The sequence below is a fragment of the Brucella sp. HL-2 genome, from assembly GCF_025846885.2.
GTDB lineage: Bacteria > Pseudomonadota > Alphaproteobacteria > Rhizobiales > Rhizobiaceae > Brucella > Brucella quorumnocens.
Genome location: NZ_JAOYTK010000017.1, coordinates 62,482 through 79,416, shown reverse-complemented (window position 1 = coordinate 79,416; position 16,935 = coordinate 62,482). Strand labels below are relative to the sequence as shown.

The window sequence follows — 16,935 nt, the reverse complement described above, 5'->3', positions numbered from 1 at the left end:
ATAGAAACTGTGACCGACGCAGATAAACGGCCAATAGTGCATTCTGATCGCGGTGCACATTATCGCTGGCCGGGTTGGCTATCGAGGATCAGTGATGCGAAGCTGGTGCGCTCAATGTCCCGCAAGGCTTGTTCCCCAGATAACGCTGCATGCGAAGGCTTCTTCGGAAGACTGAAAACAGAGCTCTTCTACCCCCGTGATTGGAAGACCACCACACTTGAGCAGTTTATCAAGGAAGTCGATGACTACATTCGATGGTACAACGAGAAGCGGATCAAGATATCACTTGGCGCTCGAAGCCCAATCGAATATCGAAACAGTCTTGGCATTGTGACGTAAAACCAGTCCAAGTTTTTATCCGCACCCCCCCAGCATCAATTCCTCCAGAGAGGGCTGATTTTCAGAAGCAGTCCGTTCGTTCATCCCTATTGAATCCCGTATGCTCAAACGTGGCAATGCCAGAAGCTGCAAATTGCGCTGTGCTTTCTTGTGCCACGTCTGTGAGCCGAAGGAAACGTTTGTATTCATGAAGCCTCATACGAAGGCTTTCTGAAATTGGATCACACAGCAGGGTAAGAGGCTTCAGTTTATTGCTTTTAAAGGTCTCGGTTCCGCAATTGGATGGCGCTCAACATATTGGCCGCGTTCGAGCAGCAATGTGGTGGCTTTATCGTAATTGACAGCTTTTGAAAAAGCATAACCCTGACCCAACTGGCACCCCATCTGCTGGAGCGTTTCGGCGAGAGCCATGGTCTCTACACCCTCTGCGACCAGCTTGATTTTCAGGTCGCCAGCGATCTGCACAATGCCTTTCACAATCGCCACACTCGGGTCGCCCGGCGCGAGCCTGCACACAAACGACTTATCGATTTTAATGATATCGACGGGAACGGTGAGGAGATGAGCCAAAGCGGCAAAGCCTGTGCCAAAATCGTCAAGCGCGATGCGGACGCCTAGCAAACGGAGGTTTCGAATGCCCGATGCGACAACATCATCTCGTTGGCCGATATAGGCGTTTTCTGTCACTTCGATAATAAGATGGCTGAGTGGCACATCGTAGCGACCAAAGGTCTTTGAAATGAAGGCCGCAAGATCGCCCACATAGAAGTCGGCCGCCGTGACGTTTACACCGACATGCTGAACTGGCAGTCCCATGTCGAGCCAGCGCCGTATGTCCTGCGCGACGATCGTGAGCATATATTGTGTTATCTCGGATGCGATATGCACATCCGAGAACGACTCCTGAAATACCGACGCTGGCAGTATGTCGCCAGACTTTGTGGTCATGCGGCTCAGTGCTTCAAAGCCGATAACTTCTCTCGTATCGAGCCGCATCAAAGGCTGATAATGGGCGGTGATGCGCTTTTCATCGAGTGCTTCACGCACTTCCCGTATTGAATTGCGTCGATGGACGATGCGCGTGTCGACATTGGGCTGATAACGCACAAACCCGCCGCGCGCATTTTCTTTGGCGTGATAGAGCGCAAAATCAGCATTGCGTCGTACGATCAGCGGTTGTGTGTCTTGCGCAGCGAGAACTGCGCCGCCGATTGTCACGCGGGGCAGGATTGTCTGGCCGTCAAATTCGACGGGCGAGGAGAGTGCACTGAAAATCAGTTCTGCAGTCTGGTCAAGGTCATAAAGCGCGTTATGGCTCTGGATGACGACTGTAAACTCGTCACCGCCAGTACGGAAGGTGATGTCTGGTGCCATTGATGCTGAAATGCGGCTTGCGATGGTGTTAATCAGAAAATCGCCGACTTCATGGCCAAAGGTATCGTTTGTGACCTTCAGATTGTCGATATCGATGACAAACAACGCCCAACTACCCGCCAATTCACAGCGCAATTGTGAAAGGGCGTCGTCGAAGGCGGCGCGATTGGGAAGCGCTGTCTGCTCGTCAACAGTCGCCCGGCGCTCATAATTGAGAATGCGCATTTCGCGCGCCATCGCGAGATTACAGAGAGTTGCACCTGTATCGATGACTTCTCTTTCGTAAGCCGAGGGCATGTGTTTTTTGTGAAAATAGACGGCCAGCGCGCCGACTACATCTCCCGCTTCGTTGTGCACCGGCACTGAACTGCACGCGAGCAAACCAAATGGCAGCACGCATTTTTTGTATGTTGCCCATTTCGGATCATTCTCGATGTCGTCAACACTAATGGGAGCGTTATGATAAATCGCGCTTCCGCAAGAGCCTACTTCTGGTCCGACAACGGTTCCGTCAAGCACGTCGCTATAACTGTCGGGGATGCTGGGTGCTGCAAGCAAATGCATCATGCCTGCGCTATCGACAGAACAAACCATCGCACTGGCATCTGCGATCAGCGTCTCCATTTCAAGACACAGCCGCATAAGCGTCTGCTTCAGAGGCTTACCCCTTGCGATCAGCTCAAGAACAGAGTTCTGGAATTTAAGCACACGGGTTCCCCATAGTTCTTTTGTTTGCGTGCGTTCTGTCAGTCTGCACGCTATAGCCTTTTTCGGAGGCCTGTCTTTAGAGAACGTCTATTATAGTTACTTGTCTTTATTATTTCAGCCTGGGAACTGACGATAACACTCTTCAGCGATCTGCCGCAGCTGATCGCGCGATATTTCTCCGCTTACTGCGTAACCGAGTTCGCCGTCGATCCAGTAGAAGGTTTCCACCCCATCGTTTGAGGCAAAACGGAAGCTCGTGTCACGATTTTCGGGATTTCGGCCGACAATAACTGAAAGACGTTTTCCGGTCGCATCTTCATACATGAAGAACGCCCCGGGTTTGCTATCGACAGGCAGAAGTCGGCCGCCGACAAGCTGAAAGCCAAGCGCGTTGAGATCAGGAACTTTAAAGTCGGGAATATCAAGCCTTTTCCCGAGCCATGTTGCCAGATGTGCCTCTTCCTCGGAGAAGACTTCGACCGGATGGCGCACTTCGCTTGCATAGACAAGGTAAGCGGCCTGTGCCTGTTCCGGCAGGGTTTCCACATTTGCAATCTGTCTTGGCTCGTCATAGAGGCGAGAGCCCATAAAGCCGCCAATACAACCGATGGCCAAGGCGGTCAGGATAGATGCGGCAATTGCCCCGCGATATTGCCAATTGTGTTGTTTGGTCGTTGAGCGGATCAGTCCGACATCACTGGTTTTTTCGAGCGCATAACCGCCAAATAGCTGTCTGATGCCCTCGTTCTGTTTGCGCCATTCCTCAACCAATGCGGCCTGTTCGGGGTTGTTCTCAAGAGCTTTGGCGATACGGGCTCTTTCGTCGTCGGACAATTGATCATCCACGAAACTAAGGAGTTCCACTTCACTTATCGGAGAGTTGCGTTGCGTCATTTGTTTCTCCGAAGCGTTACGACATTTGCGCCGTTCATGTGTTCCCCAAGGCGTTGCCGTGCACGCGAAAGGCGCGACATGACCGTGCCAACGGGGATTTTAAGTATCCCCGCTGCCTCGCCATAGCTGTACCCCTCGACAACAACCAACATCAAGACTGCGCGATTATCTTCTGACAGACTGTTGATTGCCACTTCAAGTTGCTGCAATTGAAATGGATCTTCGTCCGTGATGGCGGCGCTTATGTTCTCGGCTGCGTCCAGCGTTTCATACTGGGTGCGCGCTTTGCTTTTATATCTGTTTCGATAAAGATTGGTCATGATCGTGAGTATCCACCCACGCAGATTGAGGCCACGCCATTGGCCGCGCCGAGATAGCGCTTTGGTCACGCAGTCCTGCAGCAAATCCTCGCCCTCGGCATCGGATTTTGCAAGACTACGCGAATAGCGCCGCATGATCGGCAGGAGGGCCAGAAGCTGGCCCTCAAAACTGTCGGGAGTGGGGCGGGTCACATCAGCCTCATGGCTTTGCGACGTGCCAGACTCCATTAACGCCATCTCCAGTGACGTCGCCGGCCTTTTTGTCCTTTATCCAGTAGTAAAGCGGCATTCCGTCTTTCGCCCATTGCTCGCTACCATCCTTACGCTTCACAAGAGTATATACGCCAGAAGCTTTGTCGCCTTTTGCTGCCATAAATGGCGGCCAGTTGGTTGCACAAGTATCATAGCAGCTCGACATGCCTTTGCTGTCTTTGTCAAAAGTGTAGAGCGTCATGCTTTTTGCGCCCGTTAGTACCGAGCCTTTGGAGCTGTCCATTGTCTTGACTGCGGGGGCGGCCAATACGGAAGATGCCGCCACCGCCGCAATTGCAAGAACAGACATAAACGTTGCGGTTTTCATGATTACCTCACACGAGTTTCCAATCGCGAGATGCGATATGACGTAAGACAATCGGAAGGCCTATTTTATTCCCGTAACTCGAATAAATATACGATTTTCTGACCTAACTCATTCTTTAGTAAGGGGAAAATTAGAGGTGCTTTGATTTTACCCAATTACACGCTATATATGTAGCTACTTATATTATAGATAGCTATACAATGTCTCAGGCCAAGCAAGAACTCGAAGCCGCATTCACGATGGGCCTTTCCACGGCAGCCCGGAAAATGCGCAACCTTTTCGACTCCCGCGTGCGTGAGCGGGGCCTGACACTTGCGCGTGCCCGTGTGCTTCTGCTTCTTGCGGAACAAAGAGATTGGAACCAACGTGAACTGGCAGATGCACTCGAAATCGAGCACCCGTCTGTGGTTCGTCTGCTCGATGGTTTGGAAAAGCAGGGGCTTATTTATCGTGCTGCAGTAGAAGGGGATCGGCGCGCCAAGCGCATCGAGCTCACGGATGAAGCACAGGCACAGGTCAAGCAGCTTCAGGATGTCACTCAAGCTATCCGTGCAGAACTCTTGCAACGGATCGACCAGAAGTCACTTGAAACCGCACTCTCCGTTCTTCACGAAATCAGCCAGACCGTTGAAACGGCGCTGACTGAAAAAGCCAAGTGATGCGCGATGTCGGACAGAAGCGACGATAAACCGACAGCAACGAACGAGCCACCTTCCACGGCGCAGGCTGCAGCGCCCGCGGTTCCGCATATGCCGGTTTATATGTCTGCAATCTATATTGCAGCGTCGGTCCTCATGTGGTCGACACGTGGCCTGAGCATGTATTTCATTTCGGCCAACACGCAGCAGATACAGGGTTCGCTCGGCGCGACATTGACCGAAACCTCGTGGCTGATTGCGGCCTATATGGCGCCCTATGCGAGCCTCACCATTTTGCTGGTCAAGATACGCACACAGTTTGGGCTTCGTCGTTTTGCTGAAATTGCTATCGCAATCTTTCTCGCGTCATCACTTCTACATTTGCTGGTCTATGATATCTGGTCGGCCATTCCAATCCGGTTCATCGCTGGCGCTGCTGCCGCTCCCGTTTCGACCATCGGCTTTCTCTATATGCTCGAGGCCTTTCCGCCTGCAAAGAAGATGACCTGGGGTCTAAGTCTTGCGCTCACCTGTTCTGCGGCGGCAGGTCCGTTCGCGCGTGTGATTTCGCCGATGTTGTTTGATATCGGGCAATGGCAGCAGCTTTATATGGTCGAAATCGGTCTGTCGCTTGCCGCCTTTTCTGTGGTGTACGTTTTACCGATGACGCAGGTTCCAAGCGCAAAAGTGCTGCATTGGTTGGATTTTGTCGCCTATGGATTGATTGCCATCGGCTTCGGTCTTCTGGCTGTCATTCTCGTTCAGGGCAAAAATTATTGGTGGTTCGAAGCGCCTTGGATTGGCGTCTGCCTAGCCATTTCCATCGCAGCTCTTGCCTGTGCTGTGGCGATTGAAATTAATCGCGAACAGCCGCTGATGAACCTCCATTGGTTATTTTCGCCGGAAATTCTGCGCTTCACACTGATCTTGTTCGTGTTTCGCATTGTACTGGCCGAGCAGACAACAGGTGCTGTGGGGCTGTTTCAGGCATTTGGCCTGCAGGATGGCCAAAGTCAGGGGCTTTATCTTATCATCCTTGCTGCATCGCTGGCGGGTGGCCTTGTGTGTGGCATGTGGATGAGCCTTGAGCGCGTCTCGACCATCTTCGGACTGGCGTTGATCTTCATCGCAATTGGCGCATTTATGGATAGCCATGCGACCAATCTGACACGGCCACACAATGCCTATCTCAGTCAGGCATTGATTGCTTTTGGTGGCGCATTGTTTCTGCCTCCGGCTATGCTGACAGGCATCAGCAAGGCGATGAAGCAGGGGCCAACTTACATGACGAGCTTCATCGTCATCTTCCTGTTCACGCAGAATATTGGTGGTCTGATTGGCTCAGCGGTGTTCAGCACATTCATTTCGATCCGCGAGAAGCACCATTCGGCTCATCTGGTCGAACAGCTCGTGATGTCTAATCCGGTGGTTGCGCAGCGTGTTCAGGCGCTTTCAGGCAGCTATTCAAAGGTCCTCGCCGATCAGGGGCTGACCAAGGCCGAAGGGCTGGTTCTTCTCGGTCAGCAGGTCACACGCGAAGCAACGGTGCTGTCTTACAATGATGCATTTCTTGCGATTTCAGTCATTGCGGTTTTCTCGCTCGGATGTCTGATCGCCTATCGACTTTTTGAAAATATGCAAATCCGCCGCCATCCAGAAGTGACGGCAAGTTAATTTAATCGACGAGTGTTTGAACATGTCAGTTGGAAAACAATATATTCGCGGCGGCTTCGCCCTTATCATCGGCCTTGCAGGCGTTTTGATGGTCCTTTGGGCGTGGCAATTGCCGCCATTCAAGCACAGTGTCGAGACGACGGATAATGCCTATGTCCGTGGACAGGTAACAATCATCAGCCCACAAGTCGCAGGCTATGTAACCAAGGTCGATGCGAACGATTATCAGGTGGTCAAGCAGGGGCAGCTTCTGTTTGAGATCGACAGCCGAAGCTACCAGCAAAAGCTGGATCAGGCAGAGGCATCGCTTGCTACCAAGAAGGCGGCGCTGGCCAATTCACAGCAAAGCCAACGTTCCGCTGAAGCAACAATTCAGTCGCGGCAGGCACAGATTTCAGGCGCTAATGCTGCTTTGGAAGTTGCGCAGGCCAATGCCAAGCGTGTTGAAGCCTTGCTGCCTCGTGGTGTAACGACGCAAAGTTCCGCAGATACTGCGCATGGCACTCTGCTTCAGGCGCAGGCAACAGTTGCGGAAGCCGAAGCCGCTCTGGCTGTCGCAAAGCAAGATCTTCAATCCATTATCGTTAATCGTGAGAGCCTTAACGCCGATATCGCCAGCGCGGAAGCTACGGTAGAACTTGCAAAGATAGATCTTCAGAATACCAGGATCATTGCCCCGCGTGATGGTAAGCTGGGCGAAGTTGGTGTTCGTCTCGGACAATATGTGACGGCGGGCACTCAGCTTGTCTCGCTGGTGCCCAACACCAAATGGGTTATTGCAAACTTCAAAGAAACCCAGCTTTACGGCATGAAGGTTGGTCAGCCTGTGACCTTTACGGTTGATGCGCTGCGTCATGCCGAACTAAGGGGCCACTTGGAGGCATTTGCGCCAGCAGCTGGATCGGAATTCAGCGTTATCAAATCCGATAATGCCACCGGCAATTTCACCAAGATTACCCAGCGATTGTCCGTACGCATAGCCATAGATAACGGCCAGCCGGATGCCGATCTGCTGGCACCCGGCATGTCTGTCGTGGTTCGGGTCGATACGACGGCGAATTAGCAAGCCCACCGATTAGCCGTGGCTGGCATCATTTGGCACCAACGGCGTGACCTTTTTGATCTTGTCGCGATGGAATATGAACAGTCCGGCAAGCACGATGATGGCGGCTCCGATGAGGGTTTGCTGATCGGGCAAGTCGTTGAAAAACATCCATCCGAAAATGATCGCCCAAAGTAACAGCGTATATTGCAACGGTGCCAGTACAGATGCCGGGGCAAGCTTGAGTGCGCGGGTGATCAGCAAATGTGCAAGACAAGCAACGATCCCGAGCAGTAGCAAGGCCAGCAACTCGCCTGTGGTGAACGGGGTCCAATGCCCAATGCTGAGGACTGCGCCAACAACAAGACAGCCCAATGTCTGCCACGTCACCAGCGTTGCATCCGGCGTCGAACGCAGCACGCGGCCAAGCACAAGAGTCATAGCAAAAGAAATACTACCGAGAAGACCGAACACTGACGGCCATGAGAGCATCGCCGAAGAGGGGCGCAGAGCGATGATGACGCCGATGAAGCCGATGAAGACGGCAAGCCAACGCCGCCAGCCGATATGTTCACCAAGCAGGAAATGGGAGAGTGCTGCAACATAGATTGGTCCGGCCATGTAGAAGGTCATGACGTCGGCCAAGGGGAGGAATGTAACGGCCGCGTAGAACAAGGCGGTATCAGCAGTTGCCAAAACGACGCGTGCCAGCTGCAGCGAAGGCTGTTGTACTTGAAACAGTGCCGTGACTGGCTGTCGTGACAACATCGGGCCGAGCACAAAGAACGCGCCAAAGGAGCGGATCAACAAAACTTGACCGACTGAAAAACTCGCCACAAGCCATTTGCCCATGGCGTCGTTCAAAGCGAACATGAAATCGCCGAGCAGCATCAAAAGAATGCCAGCCAATACAGCGTTGCCGCCCACGGCTAAAGCCGCTTTTTTGTTCATGATTTAGGGGTGCTCCGACCACTGGTTCAACGCGTTCTCGCGCGCAAATCCATTGCTGAAGTTTGCCGGATAATCTCGCTGCATGTTTGAATGAGAACTGCTTACTCCTCGCGTTATGCCTTTGCAAGATGGTCGGTGCCTAACGCACCTCAGAACAAGCCTTCTCAAGTGGCTCGCCGTGAGCTATAGCGGCTTCGCTTCACTGTGAGGTCATCATGGATTCTGGAAACGCTGAGTCGAAGCCGATCTTCGGGATTGCACTCGCCTCCGCAGGTTACGCCTGCTTCGCTCTGCAAGACGCCATCGTCAAATGGCTCGTTGCCGATTATGCGGTTCCGCAAATTCTTTTCATGCGAAGCCTCGTCATTGTGATCATCACCGGTAGCCTTGCTTGGCGCCTTGGTCATCCTTCCGTCTTCAAAAGCAAATATCGTAATACGCTTGTTCTGCGGGCTGGTTTGATGCTGCTTGCCTGGCTGCTCTTTTATAATGCAGCTCGCCATCTCGGCCTTGCGGAACTGACGACGCTCTATTTCTCAGCACCGATTATGGTGATGTTCCTGTCGATCTTCATTCTCAAAGAGAAGATTGGGGTGGGGCGCTGGGTTGCGTGTTTTGGAGGGTTCGTGGGCGTACTCATCGCCGCCAATCCGACCCATTCGCCACATCTGATACCCGCTGCGATGTGCGTGGTCGCAGGCTTTTGCTGGGCTTTGAGCACGATCCTTATCCGCCTTGTCAGCAGAACCGAGACAACTTTGACCCAGATGTGGGCGACGAGTTTGCTGTTTGGTATCGCTTGCGCGGTTTCCTTCCCATGGGTCTGGAAGACACCCGACGCATCAGCGTGGGTCTTGATGATTGGCCTTGGTCTTGTTGCAACGGTTGGACAATATCTTCTTTATGAAGGTTTCCGTCATGCGCCAGCCTCGGCGCTTGCACCAACAGAGTTCACCGGTCTTATCTGGGCATTCCTCTACGGTTATGCGATCTGGGCAGAAGTTCCGGCATCAAATGTTGCATTCGGAGCGGTGTTGATTGTCTGCTCCAGCCTTGTGCTTGTCGCGTGGGAGAAGAGGGCGGTACGAGTGCGCGCCGTCCAGCCAGGTTGATGGGCAACGCACCGCTTCAAATGTGCTTTCGGGTTGATATTCAAAGAGGCATGCTTTTCGGTTGAGAAAGTTTGATGTATCGACGCACATCACTGGAGACCGAAATGCTAACCACGTCCTCTCAAGATTCGGTACTAAAACAACGCTTTGAGAAACATCGATCAGAATTAACCCGTTCTGAGTTGGCTGTTATCGAGCACTTGTTGTCGATGCCAGTCGAAGAAATGATATTTCAGAACGCTGAAGATATTGCTTCCAAGAGCGGAACCAGTGATGCGACGGTTATCCGTGCTGCCCGGCGTCTGGGGTTTAGCGGCCTGCCGGAATTGAAGCGGCTTTGCAGTCGCCCGATTGCCAAGACGCAGCCAACGACGGAGCGCCTCTCGCAGCGCTTTCGTGCCACAGGCGATGACCTATCGGTCATCAAAACGCGCGTTTTTGAAACGGCGCGCGAAATTGTAACCTCCACCGAAGAAAAGCTGGAAGCCAATGCGCTTGCGCAGGCAATGCAGGTGCTTGAGCAAGCTGACACCATTTGGTGCATCGGTATCGGTCGTTCCGAAGTTGAAGCAAAGCATTGCTCCATAGCATTGAGCCGTGTTGGTTTGCGAACACGGGTCAGTGGCGAGGCTGGTTTTTCGCTTGCTAATGAGCTGATCGATTTGCGTTCGGGCGATGTGATTGTGCTGTTTCATGCAACACGTGAAACCAAAGAATTTAAGCTCATCCTTGATCAGTTTGCGGCAATAGGCTGCCACGTTATCCTCGTTTGCGGCGTACAGCTCCGTGATGCTTATCAGGACAAGGTGGCTGCGGTTTTGTGCTGTGTCGGCTCTGCGACAGGGCTTGCCAGCTGGACTGTTGGCGCCATCGTCGTTTCCGAGACTTTGGCCTATAGTATTGCGACAAAAAACCAACAGCGAGCGCTAGACACAAAAAAGAAATTGGCTGATTTTCGAAGCCGTCTGGCGTAAATCATCTGCGCTGGCGCGTTGTTGGTTTTGAGAAAACTATTTAATATCAGCTAATTATGTTGATCTCCCTTGGGCTGTTCACTGCCGGGTGCTTTTTCTAACATCGCAATCCTGCCCTCATCGAAAAAAGATGAGGAATATGGTAATGTTTATTGAAATTCTCACTTCAGTAATGTAGTAGTCACAACATTGCCGCAATCGGCGGTGACCCAATTCCTGTTTTTGAGGCGCAGCAGATGAAACGTTATCCTGAGATATTGTCCTGACATAACGTCATGACAGCAGGGCATTTTGTCTGACCTGCAACGCTTCCAGTTTCCTTCCGAAAATCAATGTCCAAATGCAAAACGCCGTTTTGCAGTGGCCACGTGCAACCTTTTTCCGCTTCGAGGAACTTCGATGGTTCGCTATCGCAATATCGCCAGAGCAGCCCTGTTGACTTCAGCTGCTGTTCTTCCCTTCCATGCATTCGCTCAGGATACCGATAGTGGCCAAAAGGTCGATGCGGGCAGTGGAATTGTGCTGGATGCCATTACGGTGGTGGGAAACTGGCTTGATACGCCAAACAAGGAAAAGATGCTCAAGCATCCGGGTGCGCGAACGATCGTCGACCGCAAAGAGTTTGAGGAACGTGGCGCGCAGGATATTCGCGACGCACTCAATCAGATCCCCGGCGTCCAGGTGCAGGAAAGCAATGGCACTGGCGGCAGCGATGTTTCGTTAAATCTCGGTGTTCGCGGTTTGACATCGCGTCTGTCGCCGCGCTCGACGGTTCTGATGGACGGTATCCCACTGTCATATGCGCCTTATGGACAGCCGCAGTTGTCGCTGTTTCCGCTGACTTTGGGCAATGTGGAGACGATTGACGTCGTCCGTGGTGCAGGCTCGGTGCGCTATGGTCCGCAGAATGTTGGCGGCATCATCAATTTCGCCACCCACCCAATTCCAGAAGATTTCACAGCGCGTTTCTCGGCAGGTGCGGAGATGAATGGCGGCACTAAGGCAACACCTAGCGTACTGATCGGTGGCACCAATGCTGACGGTTTTGGCGCAGCTCTTCTTTATTCAGGTATTCATGGCACGGGTTATCGCGACAGCAACGATCGCACCGATATTGATGACCTCATCCTGAAGGGCAAATATGAGCTCTCGGACACGGATACGCTGAGCGTTCAGTATCACCATTATACTGGCAAGGGTAAAATGCCGGGCGGGCTTACAACCGCTGAATTCGTAGACGACCCTTTCCAGTCAACGCGCCGATATGATGAATTCACCGGACGCCGTAACGATATTTCTCTGCGTTATCAGCACAATGATGGCGTCAACAATCTCGAAATTCTTGGCTATTACGTCAGTTCATTCCGTGGCAGCCATGTTGAGCAGCAGGGCACAGGCGTAAACGCAGGACGCTATCGTCTGACATCTGCACCACGTGATTATTCATATTACGGCATTGAGCCGCGTTATTCGCGTGTGATTGAACTGGGTGACACAAACCATGAAGTCACAGTTGGGTATCGCTATCTCTCCGAAGAAAGCTCGGAAGTTGCAGCGCGAACGGCATTCTATAACCGTGCATCGGGCGTCAATCCTTACGCGCTTCCCATGAACACCTATCAGACGAGCGACGGCGGATCGACCGCACACGCTGTCTATATCGATGACAAGATCCAGTATGGAAACTGGACGATCACGCCGGGTGTTCGTTATGAGATGATCAGCACCAACAACACAGTGACCGATTTCAGCAACGGCACCGTGACGGGTCAGAAATCACCAGAGCTGAATGCCAAAGAAGCACTACCAACGCTTTCGGTTGCCTACCAGGTCAACGATGTCTGGAGTGTCTTTGCAAATGCTGGCGTGTCTTTTGGCCCGCAGCAATATAGCCAGCTGGCTTCGACAACCGAAGGTCTCCAGCCTGAAAAAGCGAAGACCTATGAAGTCGGGACGCATTACGAAGGCGATAGCCTGAGTGCCGAGTTTACCGCCTTCTACATCGACTTTGACAAGGAACTTTATCTGGGCCGCACGATTGTTGGAGAGGGCATCTGGACCAATCTTGGTGCAACCGAACACAAGGGTATTGAAGCTGCGGCTCGTTATGATCTTGGCGGAGTTTCGCAAGCGCTTGAAGGCCTGTCGATTTATGGCAATTATACCTACACGCAGGCAACCTATAGCGCAGGTGCGTTCAAGGGGAAGGATCTTCCGTTCTACTCTCGCCACACTGGAATGATCGGTGCGAGCTACCGTTACGAGGATTGGTTGTTCAACGCTGACGTGACTGCCCAATCCAAGCAGCGCTCCCCGGGGACTGCAACGGATGGCGCAACCTATGTGACCGAAGAGGATGCAACGGGCCGTCTTGGCGATATTCCGGGTTATGGGCTGGTCAATCTTCGCGTTGCTTATCAGCCCGAGGATATGAAATACGCTCCAAAATTCGCCTTTGGTGTTAAGAATCTTTTTGACAAAGAGTATTTCACGCGGGCGACCGACAACAATGGCGGCAAATTCGTCGGTCAACCACGGACATTCTTTGTGAATGCATCGGTTACATTCTAAGAGCTGAAAATCATATGGCAGGCATCAACCGTCGCGAATTCAATGTCGCGTTCATGAGCATGATCATAGCGCCGGCGGGAACTGCTTCTTATCCCGCTTTGGCCGATGATGACGTTCGCTCGATAAAACATGAACTCGGATCAACTGAGATCACGGGCAAGCCGACGCGTGTCATTGCGCTTGAATTTTCGTTTTTGCAGACCCTTGATGTATTGGGCGTTGTTCCTGTTGGGATATCGGACGACAATCAGGCGGCACGCGTCGAGCAATTGCTTGGCAAAAAGATCGATTATGCATCGGTCGGTACGCGTCTTGAACCCAATCTGGAGTTGATCAGTACGCTCTCGCCGGATCTGATCATTGCGGATGTGACAAGACACTCTGCCGTTTATCAGCAGTTGAGTTCGATTGCGCCGACCATCGTGCTCAACAGCTGGGAAGGTGACTACGACACCATCAAGTCTTCGGTTATCACGATTGCAGAAGCGCTCGGTGAGCGTGCCAAGGGCGATGAAACGATTGCGCGACATACGGAAATCATGTCGAAAATTATCGCTCAGATTCCGACCAATGAGCAGCGACGCATTCTGCTTGCCGTGGCGACGCCGGATTCGCTTAGTCTTCATACATCGTCTTCGTTCACAGGCTCTGTCTTCAAAGCGATGGGGCTGCCACCGGCCATCCAGTCGGATAAGCCGGTGGAGAGTGGTGCAAATCTTGAGCGCCTGATTGCTGTGAGCCCAGAGATTTTACTTATCGGTGCCGATCCGGGTGGCACTGTTGTGGATCAGTGGAAAGACAACAGTGCCTGGACCAATATTCCGGCCGTTCAAAACAAAGTGGCGTTTGAAATTGATCGCACACAATTTGTGCGCTTCCGCGGGTTAAAGATTGCGGAACTGCTCGCTCAGGAAGTGCTCGCCAAAGTCTATGGCGGGAAGTGAGCAGTCTTGACGATTGAGACCGGGCAGAAGCAGAGGTCGAGCTTGATTAATCCCGTGTTTCTTGGAGTAATCCTGTTTGCTTTTCTGTGTTTGACACTTCTTGCAAGCGTTGCCTTCGGCGTCTCCGATCTTTCGATAGGTCGTGCCTTACAGCTGTTGTTTCAGCCCGACGGTTCGGCGCAAAGCGCGCTTGTCTGGGATATACGTCTGCCGCGTGCAGTGCTTGCAACGCTGGTAGGCGCTAATCTGGCCGTTGCAGGTGTGCTCATACAGACCCTGATGCGCAATCCACTTGCCTCACCACAAACATTCGGCATCAATGCCGGGGCATCGCTGGCCATTGTGATCTGCCTCATCGCATTTCCGTCATTTCGTGGTGGCGGAACTGTCTGGCCTGCTTTTCTTGGTGCGGCAATTGTCGGCTTTGCGATGTGGATGCTGGCGGTTTCAGGACGGATGAGTGACATCAAACTGGCGCTTGCGGGTATTTCGATCCAGCTTGTTCTCTCGGCTTTGGTACAGGCGATCCTGATCGCCAATAATTCTGCACAAGACATAGTCTATTGGCTGGCGGGTTCGCTCAATGCGGCCCAATGGTCTAAGGTTTGGATCATACTGCCGTTTTCGCTTTTAGGCGGGTGCATTGCTCTACTCGGCTCACGCCATTTCGGCATTCTGGCACTTGATCAGAATACGGGCGCTTCGCTGGGACAGAATGCCCAGCGGGTCGGCGGGATTGCAGCGCTGCTCATTGTTATTCTGGCAGGTTCTGCGGTGGCAGTGAGCGGGCCCATTGGCTTTATCGGATTGCTCATACCTCATGCAGTGCGGCGTCTGGTCGGTGCGGATCAGACGAGCGTCATTGCACTGTCGGCAATTGCTGGTCCTCTATTGCTGAATGCATCGGATTTGTTGGGTCGCGTTCTGGCATTTCCGGCCGAAGTACCAGTCGGAATTGTGACGGCACTGATTGGCGCACCGGCATTCCTTGTCATTCTTTACGGCCGGCGGCTCAAATGAAGACAGCTGTGGAACGCCAAGCTGACCGGCGCGCATTCATGACATGCAGTCTCATTTTTGTGCTGCTTGTTGCGGCCTCTATTCTCAGCATCATGGCCGGTGCTGTGCGTTTGAGCCTCGCCGATATCTTGACAGCCATCAGCGGTGGCAAGAACGCCTTCATCGTCATGCAGTATCGCTTGCCGCGTGTCGGCGTCAGTATTTTAGCGGGCGGGGCATTTGGCTTGGCGGGTGCATTCCTGCAGGGAGCGCTACGCAATCCTCTGGCTTCACCCGATGTCGTTGGCATTACAAAATGGGCGGGGTTAGGGGCATTCTGTGCCGCGATGCTGGCACCTCCCGCATGGAGCGTCTGGGCCATTCCGCTTGGTGTGATTATTGGAGCCTTGCTGGGGGCGGCAACGCTTTTCCTGATTGCGCGACAGTTCGGCGGCAGTATTACGGCGTTGGTTCTGATAGGTGTAGCCGCTGGAATGATGGCACACGCATTGATGCAATATATGATGGTTTTATTTCCAACGCGGGCTGATCAATCCATGATCTGGCTTGCAGGCAGCGTTTATGGCCGGACTTTAAAGGACGTTGCCATTCTGGCGATCTGGCTTTTTGCCTGTCTTCCACTGGTAATTTTTGCTGCGAGTAAACTCGACGCAAGCGGCTTTGGCGACGATACGTTGACCAGCATCGGTTTGCCGCCGACTATGTTGCGCGGTGGGTTGGTATTCACTTCTGTCCTGCTTTCTGCAGGTGCGGTCGCGGCGGTCGGAAGTATGGGCTTTCTTGGTTTGCTTGCACCACATATCGGTCGGCTGCTGGTCGGCTCACGCAGTCGCTATCTGGTTCCTGCCAGCGCGTTGCTGGGCGCTTTGGCGTTATGTCTTGCGGATTTGATTGGGCGCGTGATTGCTCTGCCAAACGAAATACCTGCAGGCATTGTTGCGGCAGTGGTCGGTGGGCCCTATCTCCTCTTTCTACTTATCAAGGAGACAAGCCGAAATGGCTGATATCCACCCTTCACGGCTTTATGCCCGCAACATTACCGTTGGCTATGCTCAGGCTGAGGTCCTGAAGGATGCTGATGTAATCATTCCTGATGGTCAGATCACGGCCGTTGTGGGTGCGAATGGTTGTGGGAAATCAACCTTGCTACGTGCACTTGCGCGCCTCATTCAGCCAACACAGGGTGCTATACATCTTGATGGCAAGCCACTTTCGTCGATGACGAGCAAGTCTGTCGCACAACAGCTAGCTTTTTTGCCACAGAATCCGGTTTCGCCTGATGGTTTGACCGTGCGGCAGCTATGCCGGTTTGGACGTCATCCGCATAAAGGCTTTCTGTCACCTCTTAAAAAACATGATGAAGATCTGGTCGAGCAAGCACTGGCTGCAACCGGATTGAACGAGTTTGCGGAACGACAGCTCGATCAGCTTTCAGGCGGTCAGCGACAGCGCGCCTGGATCGCCATGGCATTGGTTCAGGAAACGCTGCTATTATTACTCGATGAACCAACGACCTATCTTGATATTGCCCATCAGCTTGAAGTTCTTGAGCTTCTCAAAAAACTTAATCAGGAACGCGGTCGCACCATTGTCATGGTCGTGCATGATCTAAATCACGCTGCCCAATATGCACACCATCTGATCGCAATCAGCGAAGGCCGTGTTTATGCTGCGGGATCACCCGCGCAGCTTCTGACATCGAAACTCGTAAAAGCAGTGTTCGGGATAGAGGCTCTGGTCGTCCCGCACCCTGTCTATGGAACCCCGCACTGCTTCCCCATTGCCTAGTGGTAG

General features: G+C 52.7%; 16 protein-coding genes. 11 read left to right on the top strand and 5 right to left on the bottom strand.

The window, feature by feature from the left end:
* On the top strand, nucleotides 1-339 hold a 339-nt coding region (locus tag OIV19_RS16930; RefSeq protein WP_264232356.1), incomplete at its 5' end, for an IS3 family transposase.
* A 243-nt stretch (nucleotides 340-582) separates the two neighbouring features.
* On the opposite strand, the gene OIV19_RS16925 is transcribed toward OIV19_RS16930, so the two are convergent.
* The 4 genes from OIV19_RS16925 to OIV19_RS16910 form a co-directional block, all read right to left on the bottom strand.
* Entirely contained in the window at nucleotides 583-2,421 is a 1,839-nt protein-coding gene (locus tag OIV19_RS16925; protein ID WP_024900205.1) for a sensor domain-containing phosphodiesterase, read from the bottom strand.
* A gap of 114 nt (nucleotides 2,422-2,535) precedes the next feature.
* On the bottom strand, nucleotides 2,536-3,315 hold the full coding sequence (locus tag OIV19_RS16920) for an anti-sigma factor family protein (RefSeq protein ID WP_264232355.1): 780 nt from the start codon (nucleotides 3,313-3,315) through the stop codon (nucleotides 2,536-2,538).
* Complete coding sequence (locus OIV19_RS16915) at nucleotides 3,312-3,863, bottom strand: RNA polymerase sigma factor (protein ID WP_151092721.1); 552 nt, start codon at nucleotides 3,861-3,863, stop codon at nucleotides 3,312-3,314. The genes OIV19_RS16920 and OIV19_RS16915 overlap by 4 nt, the downstream gene beginning before the upstream one ends.
* The gene (locus tag OIV19_RS16910; RefSeq protein WP_264232354.1) at nucleotides 3,835-4,215 is read right to left on the bottom strand and encodes a COG4315 family predicted lipoprotein; all 381 of its coding nucleotides are present in this window, start codon (nucleotides 4,213-4,215) and stop codon (nucleotides 3,835-3,837) included. The genes OIV19_RS16915 and OIV19_RS16910 overlap by 29 nt, the downstream gene beginning before the upstream one ends.
* 200 nt (nucleotides 4,216-4,415) lie before the next feature.
* Here OIV19_RS16910 and OIV19_RS16905 point away from each other — a divergent pair, with 200 nt between their 5' ends.
* Genes OIV19_RS16905 through OIV19_RS16895 form a run of 3 tightly spaced genes read left to right on the top strand, consistent with a single transcriptional unit; the run spans nucleotide 4,416 to nucleotide 7,590 of the window.
* The gene (locus tag OIV19_RS16905; protein ID WP_264232353.1) at nucleotides 4,416-4,874 is read left to right on the top strand and encodes a MarR family winged helix-turn-helix transcriptional regulator; all 459 of its coding nucleotides are present in this window, start codon (nucleotides 4,416-4,418) and stop codon (nucleotides 4,872-4,874) included.
* 6 nt (nucleotides 4,875-4,880) lie between these two features.
* Nucleotides 4,881-6,527, top strand: coding sequence for an MFS transporter (locus OIV19_RS16900; RefSeq protein WP_498831059.1), 1,647 nt, complete (start codon nucleotides 4,881-4,883; stop codon nucleotides 6,525-6,527).
* A 22-nt stretch (nucleotides 6,528-6,549) separates the two neighbouring features.
* Nucleotides 6,550-7,590 carry an HlyD family secretion protein gene (locus OIV19_RS16895; RefSeq protein WP_264232352.1) on the top strand — a complete coding sequence of 347 codons (1,041 nt, stop codon included), beginning with the start codon at nucleotides 6,550-6,552 and terminating at the stop codon, nucleotides 7,588-7,590.
* A gap of 12 nt (nucleotides 7,591-7,602) precedes the next feature.
* Here OIV19_RS16895 and OIV19_RS16890 read toward each other — a convergent pair whose 3' ends face one another.
* Entirely contained in the window at nucleotides 7,603-8,520 is a 918-nt protein-coding gene (locus tag OIV19_RS16890; RefSeq protein WP_264232351.1) for a DMT family transporter, read from the bottom strand.
* A gap of 215 nt (nucleotides 8,521-8,735) precedes the next feature.
* On the opposite strand from OIV19_RS16890, the gene OIV19_RS16885 reads away from it, so the two are divergent.
* The 7 genes from OIV19_RS16885 to OIV19_RS16855 all read left to right on the top strand — a co-directional run bounded on the left by OIV19_RS16885 (nucleotide 8,736) and on the right by OIV19_RS16855 (nucleotide 16,929).
* Nucleotides 8,736-9,632 (top strand): DMT family transporter, encoded by an 897-nt coding sequence (locus OIV19_RS16885; protein ID WP_264232350.1) that lies wholly within the window; start codon nucleotides 8,736-8,738, stop codon nucleotides 9,630-9,632.
* Nucleotides 9,633-9,706: 74 nt separating this feature from the next.
* Nucleotides 9,707-10,606, top strand: coding sequence for a MurR/RpiR family transcriptional regulator (locus OIV19_RS16880; protein WP_319637606.1), 900 nt, complete (start codon nucleotides 9,707-9,709; stop codon nucleotides 10,604-10,606).
* A 399-nt stretch (nucleotides 10,607-11,005) separates the two neighbouring features.
* Nucleotides 11,006-13,177: a TonB-dependent siderophore receptor gene (locus tag OIV19_RS16875; RefSeq protein ID WP_264232348.1), complete on the top strand. Its 2,172-nt coding sequence runs from the start codon at nucleotides 11,006-11,008 to the stop codon at nucleotides 13,175-13,177.
* Nucleotides 13,178-13,191: 14 nt separating this feature from the next.
* Entirely contained in the window at nucleotides 13,192-14,121 is a 930-nt protein-coding gene (locus OIV19_RS16870) for an ABC transporter substrate-binding protein (protein WP_264232347.1), read from the top strand.
* 6 nt (nucleotides 14,122-14,127) lie between these two features.
* Nucleotides 14,128-15,141: an iron ABC transporter permease gene (locus OIV19_RS16865; RefSeq protein ID WP_264232346.1), complete on the top strand. Its 1,014-nt coding sequence runs from the start codon at nucleotides 14,128-14,130 to the stop codon at nucleotides 15,139-15,141.
* Nucleotides 15,138-16,145, top strand: coding sequence for an iron ABC transporter permease (locus OIV19_RS16860; RefSeq protein ID WP_264232345.1), 1,008 nt, complete (start codon nucleotides 15,138-15,140; stop codon nucleotides 16,143-16,145). Before OIV19_RS16865 ends, OIV19_RS16860 begins: the two co-directional genes overlap by 4 nt.
* Complete coding sequence (locus OIV19_RS16855; RefSeq protein WP_264232344.1) at nucleotides 16,138-16,929, top strand: ABC transporter ATP-binding protein; 792 nt, start codon at nucleotides 16,138-16,140, stop codon at nucleotides 16,927-16,929. The genes OIV19_RS16860 and OIV19_RS16855 overlap by 8 nt, the downstream gene beginning before the upstream one ends.
* Nucleotides 16,930-16,935: the final 6 nt, after the last annotated feature.